Here is an 11,711-nt window from a genome sequence, read left to right as displayed (position 1 = left end):
ACTGTGGATAACTCTGTTGGTAACTTATTTAGCAACCTAATTATTGCCTTTGATCAGGCGCCTCAAAACGGTCCATTACCGCCAGCGAACGTGACGCGCTGAGCACCAGGCCGTAGCTGAGCTTTTCGTAGGTGCGGAACACCACCAGCGTCCCGGCAGGCTCATCAGGCATCTTCACCGGAACGCCGGTCACTCTGTCCCGAACGGTTTCACCGGCTTTCACCACGGCCAGCAAATGACCTTCCATCAGCCCGTCACGGCGGCCCTTGTTCAACGTCACCGCGTCCAGCACGCCGATCTGCGTCACGCCCCGGGGCACGTCGATGATGTGCCCGGCAATGGCGCGGGCAGGCCACTGAACCACCAGGCTGGCAAGGTCCGTGGGTGCTTGCTGGCTGAGCAGCCGGTCCCCGGGACGCACCTCCTGGGTCACCCGCTGCACACCCAATGTGCTGACGTCGCCCGCTGTCACAAAACGTGCGGTGCCTATGTCATCAGCGTTGATGCCCAGCCATTCCTGGCTATCGGGGTCGGTATAAGCCTTGCCCCGGCGGAAGATCCCGTAGCTTTGCACGGCAGGGTCCAAGGCCCCACGCGCATAAACACGTTCGCCATTGGCGCCCAGTACTCGGCCGGCATCTGCTGCAACAATATAGGGAGCGTGGTCCAGTTCCTGGGGCGTATCGAGAATGCGGTTGTGCAGTAAAAAGCGCTGAATGGCTTGTTGCGTATGAAGCGGCAGCGGTTGACCCGCCTGTGGAAAGCTCGCGGGAACCTGGCCAACAACGGCCTGGGCCCACAGCAGCAAGACGAGTAGCGATTTCCTCATGGGGTGAATCTCCTTTATTATGTGCATTCGCGTGAAACGCCTTGGCCTTCGTGGCTTTCGGACGTTTTCCCACGGCACTTATTCCGGCACATCAAGGGTCCATCCCCGGCGCCGACTTGCCTTTACCTCACATGTGCAGCAATTACGCTTATGGCTATTTTGAACATCCTCGAATTTCCGGACTCACGCCTGCGCACCATCGCCAAGCCAGTGGCCGTAGTGGACGCCAAGGTTCGTCAGTTGGTCGATGACATGTTTGAAACAATGTATGAAGCCCCGGGTATCGGCCTCGCCGCGACCCAGGTCGACGTGCATCAGCGCGTCGTGGTCATGGACCTGTCCGAAGACCGCAGCGAGCCCCTGGTGTTTATCAACCCTGAGTTCGAAACCCTGACCGACGAGATGGGCCAGTATCAGGAAGGCTGCCTGTCGGTGCCTGACTTCTACGAGAACGTCGACCGTCCCCAGCGCGTCAAGATCAAGGCCCTGGACCGTGACGGCAAGCCGTTCGAGATGATTGCCGAAGGCCTGCTGGCGGTGTGCATTCAACACGAATGCGACCACCTCAACGGCAAGCTGTTTGTTGATTACCTGTCCACGCTTAAACGCGACCGGATCAAGAAGAAGCTGGAAAAGAAGCATCGCCAGCAAGCTTGATTCCCTTCTTTCAAAGGCTTGCTCCGGCAAGCCTTTTTCTTTTGTGAGACGTTTCCCATGACCGAGCCACTGCGCATCGTTTTTGCCGGCACCCCCGAATTCGCCGCCGAACACCTCAAGGCCCTGCTCGCCAGCCCGTATGAAATCGTGGCGGTCTACACCCAGCCCGATCGCCCGGCCGGTCGTGGGCAAAAGCTGATGCCCAGCCCGGTCAAGCAGCTGGCACTGGAAAACAACATTGTGGTGCTGCAACCGCCAACCCTGCGCAACGCCGATGCCCAAGCCGAACTGGCTGCGCTGAAGCCGGACCTGCTGGTGGTAGTGGCTTATGGTTTGATCCTGCCTCAGGCCGTGCTGGATATCCCGCGCCTGGGTTGCATCAACAGCCACGCCTCGCTGCTGCCTCGCTGGCGCGGTGCGGCACCGATCCAACGGGCCGTTGAAGCCGGTGACGCCGAAAGTGGTGTGACCGTAATGCGCATGGAAGCGGGCCTGGACACCGGCCCGATGCTGTTGAAAGTTACCACCCCGATTACCGCTGAAGACACCGGTGGCAGCCTGCACGATCGCCTAGCCGAGATGGGCCCGCCGGCCGTAGTCCAGGCCATCGCCGGCCTGGCTGCTGGCACCCTGGAAGGCGAAGTGCAGGACGACAGCCTCGCCACCTACGCCCACAAATTGAACAAGGATGAAGCCCGCATCGACTGGAGCCGCCCTGCCGTTGAGCTGGAACGCCTGGTACGCGCCTTCAACCCGTGGCCAATCTGCCACAGCACCCTCAATGGCGAAGCCCTGAAAGTACTGGCCGCCACCCTGGCTGAAGGCAAGGGCGCGCCCGGCGAGATTATCGGCGCCAGCAAGGACGGCCTATTGGTAGCGTGCGGTGAACAGGCGCTGTGCCTGACCCGTCTGCAACTGCCCGGCGGCAAGGCGCTGAATTTCAGCGATTTGTTCAACAGCCGTCGTGAGAAATTTGCCGTCGGCATCGTCCTCGGCCAAGCGGTAGACACCCAATGAACCCACGTCTGGCCGCCGCCAAGGCCCTGGCCGCCGTACTCAACGGCAAGGCTTCCCTCAACAGTTCGTTACCGACCCAACTGGATAAAGTCGAAGACCGCGATCGCGGCTTCACCCAGGACCTGGCTTTCGGCACCGCCCGCTGGCAGCCGCGGTTGTCGGCGCTGGCGGCCAAGCTGCTGCAAAAGCCGTTCAAGGCCGCAGATGCCGATGTCGAGGCACTACTGCTGGTGGGCCTCTATCAACTGCTCTATACCCGCGTGCCGGCCCACGCCGCCATCGGCGAAACCGTCGGTTGCGCCGACAAACTGAAAAAGCCCTGGGCCAAGGCCTTGCTCAACGCCGTGCTACGCCGCGCACAGCGCGAAAGCGAAGCGCTGCTGGCCGAACTGGAACATGACCCGGTGGTGCGTACCGCTCACCCGCGCTGGCTGCAAAAATCCCTGAAGGCATTCTGGCCCGAGCAATGGGAAGCCATCTGCGCCGCCAACAACGCGCACCCGCCGATGATCCTGCGGGTGAACCGCCGTCATCACACGCGCGATACGTATCTCACGTTGCTTGGCGAAGCCGGTGTAGCGGCGACCGCCTGCGTCTACAGCCAGGACGGCATCGTTCTTACAGAACCGGGCGATGTCCGTAATCTGCCCGGGTTCGCCGAAGGCTGGATCAGCGTGCAGGACGAAGCCGCGCAACTGGCCGCTGATCTGCTGGACCTGGCGCCTGGCCAACGGGTGCTGGACGCCTGCTGCGCCCCCGGCGGCAAAACCTGCCACATTATGGAAGTGCAAGCGGACCTGGCCGGCGTCGTCGCCGTCGACCTGGAAGCCAAGCGCCTGGTGCGTGTGCGGGAAAACCTCGCGCGCCTGGGCCTCAGCGCCGAGCTGATCGCCGCCGACGGCCGCGACACCGCCACCTGGTGGGACGGTAAGCCCTTCCAGCGCATCCTGCTGGACGCGCCGTGTTCCGCCACCGGCGTGATCCGCCGTCACCCGGACATCAAGCTGACCCGCCAACCCGACGACATCGCCGCCCTGGCCGTGCTGCAAGGTGAATTGCTGGACGCGTTGTGGCCGACCCTCGAAGTCGGCGGCATCCTGCTGTACGCCACCTGCTCGACGCTGCCCACCGAAAACACCGAAGTCATCGAAGCCTTCCTGGCCCGCACCAGCGGCGCACGGGAACTGGACCTCGACATCCAGGCCGGGATCAAGCAGCCTCATGGCCGCCAGTTGCTGGCCCAGGAAGGCGGCCACGACGGGTTCTATTACGCCAAGCTGATCAAGATTGCCGCCGCTCGCGGCTGAATGGTTTTAAGGGAGTGACCGGATGAAAATCATCATCCTCGGCGCAGGGCAGGTCGGCGGTACGCTGGCCGAGCATTTGGCCAGCGAAGCCAACGACATCACCGTGGTCGACACCGACGCGGAGCGCCTGCGGGATTTGGGCGACCGCTTGGATATCCGTACCGTACAAGGCCGTGCCTCGTTTCCTACGGTACTGCGCCAGGCCGGTGCCGACGATGCCGACATGCTGGTGGCAGTCACCAACAGTGACGAGACCAACATGGTCGCCTGCCAGGTCGCCCACACCCTGTTCCACACCCCGACCAAGATCGCCCGGGTGCGTGAGGCGGCCTACCTGACCCGCGCCGGGCTGTTCGACAACGACGCGATCCCGGTGGACGTGCTGATCAGCCCGGAGCAGGTGGTGACCCACTACATCAAGCGCCTGATCGAACACCCGGGCGCCTTGCAGGTGATCGACTTCGCCGAAGGCAAGGCGCAGCTGGTAGCGGTCAAGGCGTACTACGGCGGGCCGTTGGTGGGCCAGCAACTGCGCCAACTGCGCGAGCACATGCCCAACGTCGAGACGCGAGTGGCGGCAATCTTCCGTCGCGACCGGCCGATCCTGCCGCAGGGCGATACGGTGATCGAAGCCGACGACGAAGTATTTTTCATCGCGGCCAAGGCGAATATTCGCGCGGTGATGAGTGAAATGCGCCGTCTGGATGAGACCTACAAACGCATCGTCATCGCCGGCGGCGGGCAGATCGGCGAGCGCTTGGCCGAGGCCATCGAAAGCCGCTATCAGGTGAAGATCATCGAGATGAATCCGGCACGCTGCCGGTACTTGTCCGACACCCTCGACAGCACCGTGGTCCTGCAAGGCAGTGCCTCGGACCGTGACCTGCTGCTGGAAGAAAACATTGCCGACGCCGACATCTTCCTGGCCCTGACCAACGATGACGAAGCCAACATCATGTCGTCGTTGCTGGCCAAGCGGCTGGGTGCGAAGAAGGTGATGACCATCATCAACAACCCGGCCTATGTCGACCTGATCCAGGGTGGCGATATCGACATCGCCATCAGCCCGCAATTGGCAACCATCGGCACCTTGCTGGCCCACGTACGGCGCGGCGATATCGTCAGTGTGCACTCATTGCGCCGGGGCGCGGCGGAAGCCATCGAGGCGATTGCCCACGGCGACTCGAAGTCGAGCAAGGTGATTGGCAAGGCGATCCGCGATATCGGCCTGCCACCGGGTACTACCATCGGCGCGATCATTCGCGATGAAGAGGTGATCATCGCCCACGACGACACGGTGATCGCCACCGGCGACCATGTGATTCTGTTCCTTGTGGATAAAAAACATATCCGCGATGTGGAGAAACTGTTCCACGTGGGCCTGAGCTTTTTCTGATCAAACGGAGTGACCGACATGCTCGAATCCCTGGAAAAAATGCTCGCCAAGGGTGTGGATAACTCACTGCTGCGGTTTGGGTTGGGCAAGGGTTATCTGGATCTGAAGGACAACGCCAAGGCGGCGGAGCATTTGCAGAAGTGCGTCGAGTTTGATCCGAAGTATTCGGCGGCGTGGAAGCTGTTGGGCAAAGCGCAGTTGGGGCAGGGTGATAATGCTGCGGCGCGGTTGGCTTGGGAGAAGGGTATTGAAGCAGCCTTGGCCCATGGCGATAAGCAGGCCGAAAAAGAAATGACGGTGTTCCTGAAGAAACTCGATAAACACCTGTAGGAGCGAGCTTGCTCGCGAAAAACCCGAGAGCGCCGCGTCAAATCAGAAAGACCGCATAATCGTTAACGACCTTCGCGAGCAAGCTCGCTCCTACAGGAAGCGGGTCAGTACCACCGCGCCTCACCCGGCGGACGTTTCTTGAAGCGCTTCATGCTCCACATGTACTGGCTTGGGTAAGCAGCCACATACCGCTCCACCACCTTGCTCATCGCCGCACACGATGTGGCGGTGTCGGTGCTGTACATGTCGTCCGGCGCCGCTTCCAGGATCACTTTGTAGCCCGAGCCATCCGGCAGCCGCAGGGCATGCAGGAACACCCCGACCGCCTTGTGCCCCGCCAGCATGTTCGGCACGAACTTGCTGGTCAGCGCCTGGGTGGCGAAGAACGGCACGAAGATCCCGGCGGACTCTGCCGGCTCCGGGTCGGCAGGAATGCCCACCTGGCCGCCTTTGCGCACTTCCTTGATGACACTGAGGATGCCTTCCTTGGTGGACGCCGCCACACGGTTGCCCAATTGCACCCGCTGTTTGCGCAGCAAGTCATCCACCGCCTTGAGCTTCGGCGGGCGGTAGAAAATGATCGGTTTGCACTGGCTGCAATAGAAGTGGTTCAACACCTCCCAGTTGCCCAGGTGGCTGGTGATACCGACCACGCCTTTACCCGAGGCCAGGGCTTCGTGCAGCACTTCCAGGCCTTCGACTTCACGCACCAGGTCAATGGAACGCTGGGCCGGCCAGATCCAGGCGCAAGCGCTTTCGGTCAGGGACTTGCCGATGTCCTTGAGGCTCTGGCCCACCAGGCGCTCGCGCTCGGCCGGGTCCATGTCGGGGAAGCATTTGGACAGGTTGATCCGCACCGTCTCGCGGGAGCGGTTGGGGGTTTTCCACATGATCCAGCCAATCGCCGAACCGACCGCTTGCACCGCGCGCCAAGGCAGCAGGGCAAACAATCGAAGAGCGCCTACCAGCAAGGCGCCTTTAAACTTTTCCACAGGTCACTCCTGATCGTGTGTGGTGCGCAAAACCGCCATTCTAACCGGCGTTGGCCAGGTCCGCGTAACGGTCGCAGTCCTGGGTGTGGTCCATGACCATGCCCGAGGCCTGCATGAACGCGTAGCAGATGGTGGGTCCGACGAACGTAAAGCCGGCTTTTTTCAGGGCTTTGCTCATCGCTTCCGCTTCAGGCGTAATCGCCGGAACCTGGCTGCGATCCTTGAAATGATTGACCTTGGGCACGCCGCCGACAAACGACCAGAGCAACCCCACAGGATCCTCCAGCGCCAGCCAGGCGGCGGCATTGCGTCGGGTGGCATTGAGTTTCAGGCGGTTACGCACGATGCCCGGATCGAGCATCAGCGCTTCAATCTCGGCATCGCTCAGTTGCGCCAAACGCTGTGCATCAAATCCAAACAAGACCTTTCGATAGTGCTCGCGTTTGCGTAAAACGGTGATCCAGGACAGGCCCGCCTGGAACCCTTCGAGCAAAAGCAACTCGAACAGTCCCTGCGCATCGCGCAGCGGCGTTCCCCACTCCTGATCGTGATAAGCCATGTACAGCGGATCTTCAGAACACCAAAAGCAGCGTGGCATAAGGCTCCAGGGGATGGTGGCGCGGCCGAATCGGGTATACTCCCGCTCTTTAAATCGCAGCCCAAGTAACAGGTGAATTTCGTGAGCCAGCCTACGCCAGCCGTGCGTACCTTCCAAGACTTGATCCTCGCCCTCCAGCAATACTGGGCCGAGCAAGGTTGTGTGGTACTTCAGCCCTACGATATGGAAGTAGGCGCCGGCACTTTCCACACCGCTACCTTCCTGCGGGCCATCGGCCCGGAAACCTGGAACGCCGCTTATGTGCAGCCCAGTCGTCGCCCGACTGACGGCCGCTACGGCGAAAACCCGAACCGCCTGCAGCATTACTACCAGTTCCAGGTGGTTCTGAAGCCGAACCCGGACAACTTCCAGGAGCTGTACCTGGGCTCGCTGAAACATGTCGGCCTGGACCCGCTGGTCCACGACATCCGTTTCGTCGAAGACAACTGGGAGTCGCCAACCCTCGGCGCCTGGGGCCTGGGCTGGGAAGTCTGGCTCAACGGCATGGAAGTGACGCAATTCACTTACTTCCAGCAAGCCGGTGGCATCGAGTGCTACCCGGTGACCGGCGAGATCACCTACGGTCTCGAGCGTCTGGCCATGTACCTGCAAGGCGTGGACTCGGTCTACGACCTGGTATGGGCTGACGGCCCGTTCGGCAAGGTGACCTATGGCGATGTGTTCCACCAGAACGAAGTGGAGCAGTCGACCTACAACTTCGAACACGCCAACGTCGAGAAACTGTTCGAGCTGTTCGACTTCTATGAAAGCGAAGCCAAGCGCCTGATCGAACTGGATCAGCCACTGCCGTTGCCGAGCTATGAAATGGTGCTGAAGGCGTCTCACACCTTCAACCTGCTGGATGCTCGCCGTGCCATCTCGGTCACCGCGCGCCAGCAATACATCCTGCGTGTACGCACCCTGGCGCGTTCCGTCGCCCAAGCCTACCTGCTGGCTCGCGCCAAACTGGGCTTCCCGATGGCAACCCCGGACCTGCGTGATGAAGTGTTGGCTAAGCTGGAGGCTGCACAATGAGTGCTCAAGATTTCCTGGTTGAACTGGGCACCGAAGAGCTGCCACCCAAGGCACTCAACACCCTGGCCGACGCGTTTCTGGCCGGTATCGAAAAAGGCCTGCAAACCGCTGGCCTGAAGTTCGCAGCGAAGAAGGTCTACGCCGCGCCACGCCGCCTGGCGGTGTTGCTCACCGCGCTGGAAACCCAGCAGCCGGACCGCAGCATCAACCTCGACGGCCCGCCACGCCAGGCCGCCTTCGATGCTGAAGGCAACCCGACTCAAGCCGCCCTTGGTTTTGCCAAGAAGTGTGGCGTCGAGCTGAGCGAGATCGACCAGAGCGGCCCGAAACTGCGTTTCAGCCAGGTCATCACCGGTAAGCCGACTGCCAGCCTGTTGCCGACCATCGTTGAAGACTCCCTGAACGACCTGCCGATCCCGAAGCGCATGCGCTGGGGTGCCCGCAAGGAAGAGTTCGTGCGTCCAACCCAATGGCTGGTGATGCTGCTCGGTGACCAAGTCATCGACTGCACCATCCTCGCCCAAAAGGCCGGTCGTGATTCCCGTGGTCACCGCTTCCACCATCCTGAAGCCGTGCGCATCACCTCGCCGGCCAACTACGCCGCTGACCTGCGTGCCGCCTACGTGCTGGCCGATGCCGATGAGCGTCGCGAGCTGATCAGCAAGCGCACCGAAGAGCTGGCCCGCCAGCAGGAAGGCACCGCCATCGTGCCGCCAAGCCTGCTGGACGAAGTGACGGCTTTGGTTGAATGGCCAGTGCCGCTGGTGTGCTCGTTCGAGGAACGTTTCCTCGACGTGCCACAAGAAGCACTGATCACCACCATGCAGGACAACCAGAAGTACTTCTGCCTGCTGGACGTAGACGGCAAGTTGCTGCCTCGGTTCATCACCGTGGCCAACATCGAAAGCAAGGACCCGCAGCAGATCATCGCCGGTAACGAGAAAGTCGTTCGCCCGCGCCTGACTGACGCCGAGTTCTTCTTCAAGCAAGACAAAAAGCAGAAGCTGGAAGACTTCAACCTGCGCCTGCAAAACGTGGTGTTCCAGGAAAAACTCGGCAGCGTCTACGACAAGGCTGTGCGGGTTTCCAAGCTGGCGGCCTACATCGCCCCTCGCATTGGTGGCGATGCCGCCTGGGCTGCGCGTGCCGGCCTGCTGTCCAAGTGCGACCTGGCCACCGAGATGGTCGGCGAGTTCCCGGAGATGCAAGGTGTCGCCGGTTACTACTACGCCCTCAATGATGGCGAGCCGGAAGACGTCGCCCTGGCGCTGAACGAGCAGTACATGCCGCGCGGTGCTGGCGCCGAGCTGCCGACGACCCTCACCGGTGCGGCCGTGGCCATCGCGGACAAGCTGGATACCCTCGTCGGTATCTTCGGTATCGGCATGTTGCCTACCGGCAGCAAAGACCCGTATGCCCTGCGCCGTGCGGCCCTGGGTGTGCTGCGGATCCTGATCGACAAGAAGCTCGACCTCGACCTGACCCAGGCCGTGGTGTTCGCTGTCGGCCAGTTCGGTGCCAAGGTCAAGCAAGCGGGCCTGGCCGAGCAAGTACTGGAGTTCGTGTTCGACCGTCTGCGTGCACGTTACGAAGACGAAGGCGTGGATGTTTCGGTGTACCTGTCGGTACGTGCCCTGCAACCGGGTTCGGCGCTGGACTTCGACCAACGCGTACAAGCCGTTCAGGCCTTCCGCAAGCTGCCGGAAGCCGGTGCCCTGGCCGCCGTGAACAAGCGTGTATCGAACCTGCTGAGCAAGGCCGACAACCTCGGCAATGCCGAAGTCGACCCAGGCCTGTTTGCCGATGCCAAGGAGTTCTCGCTGAACTCGGCCATCGCCAAGGCAGAAAACGCAGTGAAGCCGCTGATCGCCGAACGTAACTACGCCGAAGCACTGGCGCGCCTGGCCACCTTGCGTGAGCCGGTGGATGCGTTCTTCGAAGCGGTGATGATCAATGCCGAAGATGCGGGCGTGCGGAAAAACCGCTACGCCATGCTGGCGCGTCTGCGTGGCTTGTTCATCAATATCGCTGACATTTCCGTACTGAGCTGATCATGTTGAAACTGCTGATTCTCGATCGGGACGGAGTGATCAATTACGACTCCGACGCTTACATCAAATCGGTGGCGGAATGGATTCCACTGCCCGGCTCGATCGAGGCCATCGCGCAGTTGAGCAAAGCGGGCTGGACGGTGGCCATCGCCACCAACCAGTCCGGCATCGCCCGCGGCTACTACGACATCGCCACCCTCGACGCCATGCACGCGCGCTTGCGCATGCTGGTGGCCGAGCAGGGCGGTGAAGTAGGGCTGGTGGTGTATTGCCCACATGGCCCGGATGAAGGTTGCGATTGCCGCAAGCCCAAACCCGGTATGCTTAAAACTATTGCTGAACATTACAACGTGCCATTGGCTGGGCTATGGTTTGTCGGGGACAGCCTCGGTGACCTGGAGGCTGCCAAAGCCGTCGACTCTCAGCCAGTTTTGGTAAAAACCGGAAAAGGCGAAAAGACCCAGGCTAAAACCCTGCCGGTAGGCACCTTGATTTTTGACGATCTGGCGGCGGTTGCCGCAGAACTTATCAACAACTAGCAGCCCTTCTGACTTCCTGACCAAGGACTGTTCGGGAGCGCGCTTTTAACAGGCGGGCCTTGTCCCGCAACGGTAAATGCCGCCATGTCGATTTTGCAGGCCATCAGAACCTTCTTCTTTTACCTGCTGCTGGGCACCAGTTCTTTCCTCTGGTGCACCCTGAGCTTTTTTATCGCGCCTTTTCTGCCATTCAAGGCGCGCTATCGTTTCATCAACGTTTTTTGGTGCAACTGCGCGTTGTGGTTGACCAAGGTGTTCCTGAACATTCGTTTCGAGATCAAAGGCGCCGAAAACGTCCCGGACCAGCCTTGCGTGATTCTGTCGAACCACCAGAGCACCTGGGAAACCTTCTTCCTGTCTGCCTACTTCTCGCCCCTGAGCCAAGTGCTCAAGCGGGAGCTGCTGTATGTGCCGTTCTTCGGCTGGGCCATGGCCATGCTGCGCCCGATCGCCATCGACCGTGACAACCCCAAGGCAGCGCTCAAGCATGTGGCGAAGAAGGGCGACGAGCTGCTCAAGGACGGCGTTTGGGTGCTGATCTTCCCCGAAGGTACGCGGGTGCCCTACGGCACTGTGGGCAAGTTCTCACGTGGCGGTACGGCTTTGGCGGTAAACGCAGGCCTGCCGGTGCTGCCAATTGCCCACAACGCAGGCAAGTTTTGGCCAAAGACCGGCTGGGCCAAGCGTGAAGGCACCATCACGGTGATCATTGGCGAACCGATGTATGCCGAGGGTGAAGGCCCGCGTGCTATTGCTGCGCTGAACGACCGTGCCCAGGCATGGAATGAAGCGCAACAAAGAGCCATGGGTTCGCTGCCGCCGGAGCCGGTCGTCGTCGACACTCCGGTGATTTGAGTTTCTGTGGATAACCTGTGTACGGTTTGTTGGCGAATTGGGCTTTTTTGATTATAGGCTGCTGATTTACTTACATATTTCCCAAGCTCATAAAACAGCGGAAAA

12 protein-coding genes are annotated in these 11,711 nt (G+C 60.9%); 9 read left to right on the top strand and 3 right to left on the bottom strand.

Features of this window, described 5'->3' with window-relative positions; all coding sequences use genetic code 11:
* Positions 1 to 40: 40 nt before the first annotated feature.
* Positions 41 to 829, bottom strand: coding sequence for a peptidoglycan-binding protein (locus NVB75_RS20150; RefSeq protein ID WP_258342968.1), 789 nt, complete (start codon positions 827 to 829; stop codon positions 41 to 43).
* A 150-nt stretch (positions 830 to 979) separates the two neighbouring features.
* Between NVB75_RS20150 and def the strand changes: the two genes are divergently transcribed.
* From def to NVB75_RS20125, 5 genes are read left to right on the top strand one after another with little or no spacing between them, the layout of a single operon-like run.
* Positions 980 to 1,486: a peptide deformylase gene (def, locus tag NVB75_RS20145; RefSeq protein WP_003213617.1), complete on the top strand. Its 507-nt coding sequence runs from the start codon at positions 980 to 982 to the stop codon at positions 1,484 to 1,486.
* Positions 1,487 to 1,543: 57 nt separating this feature from the next.
* Complete coding sequence (gene fmt / locus NVB75_RS20140; RefSeq protein ID WP_258342967.1) at positions 1,544 to 2,503, top strand: methionyl-tRNA formyltransferase; 960 nt, start codon at positions 1,544 to 1,546, stop codon at positions 2,501 to 2,503.
* On the top strand, positions 2,500 to 3,810 hold the full coding sequence (gene rsmB / locus NVB75_RS20135; protein WP_258342966.1) for a 16S rRNA (cytosine(967)-C(5))-methyltransferase RsmB: 1,311 nt from the start codon (positions 2,500 to 2,502) through the stop codon (positions 3,808 to 3,810). The genes fmt and rsmB overlap by 4 nt, the downstream gene beginning before the upstream one ends.
* 22 nt (positions 3,811 to 3,832) lie before the next feature.
* A complete protein-coding gene (gene trkA, locus NVB75_RS20130) occupies positions 3,833 to 5,206 on the top strand; it encodes a Trk system potassium transporter TrkA (protein WP_003213611.1) in 1,374 nt (457 codons plus the stop codon).
* Positions 5,207 to 5,224: 18 nt separating this feature from the next.
* Positions 5,225 to 5,536 carry a lipopolysaccharide assembly protein LapB gene (locus NVB75_RS20125; RefSeq protein ID WP_258342965.1) on the top strand — a complete coding sequence of 104 codons (312 nt, stop codon included), beginning with the start codon at positions 5,225 to 5,227 and terminating at the stop codon, positions 5,534 to 5,536.
* Positions 5,537 to 5,640: 104 nt separating this feature from the next.
* Here the strand turns inward: NVB75_RS20125 and NVB75_RS20120 are convergent, their stop codons facing one another.
* A complete protein-coding gene (locus tag NVB75_RS20120) occupies positions 5,641 to 6,528 on the bottom strand; it encodes a lysophospholipid acyltransferase (RefSeq protein ID WP_258342964.1) in 888 nt (295 codons plus the stop codon).
* A gap of 40 nt (positions 6,529 to 6,568) precedes the next feature.
* Complete coding sequence (locus NVB75_RS20115) at positions 6,569 to 7,126, bottom strand: DNA-3-methyladenine glycosylase I (protein WP_258342963.1); 558 nt, start codon at positions 7,124 to 7,126, stop codon at positions 6,569 to 6,571.
* Between the two features lie 81 nt (positions 7,127 to 7,207).
* Here NVB75_RS20115 and glyQ point away from each other — a divergent pair, with 81 nt between their 5' ends.
* From glyQ to NVB75_RS20095, 4 genes are all read left to right on the top strand, one after another.
* Complete coding sequence (glyQ, locus tag NVB75_RS20110; RefSeq protein WP_003213601.1) at positions 7,208 to 8,161, top strand: glycine--tRNA ligase subunit alpha; 954 nt, start codon at positions 7,208 to 7,210, stop codon at positions 8,159 to 8,161.
* Entirely contained in the window at positions 8,158 to 10,212 is a 2,055-nt protein-coding gene (glyS, locus tag NVB75_RS20105) for a glycine--tRNA ligase subunit beta (protein ID WP_258342961.1), read from the top strand. The genes glyQ and glyS overlap by 4 nt, the downstream gene beginning before the upstream one ends.
* Positions 10,212 to 10,751, top strand: a complete 540-nt coding sequence (gene gmhB / locus NVB75_RS20100; protein WP_173860314.1) for a D-glycero-beta-D-manno-heptose 1,7-bisphosphate 7-phosphatase — start codon at positions 10,212 to 10,214, stop codon at positions 10,749 to 10,751. Before glyS ends, gmhB begins: the two co-directional genes overlap by 1 nt.
* A gap of 84 nt (positions 10,752 to 10,835) precedes the next feature.
* Entirely contained in the window at positions 10,836 to 11,606 is a 771-nt protein-coding gene (locus NVB75_RS20095; protein WP_003213596.1) for a 1-acyl-sn-glycerol-3-phosphate acyltransferase, read from the top strand.
* Positions 11,607 to 11,711 lie beyond the last annotated feature (105 nt).

It is taken from the genome of Pseudomonas sp. CBS (assembly GCF_024734645.1).
Lineage (GTDB): Bacteria > Pseudomonadota > Gammaproteobacteria > Pseudomonadales > Pseudomonadaceae > Aquipseudomonas.
This window is presented reverse-complemented; position numbering and strand designations above follow the sequence as displayed.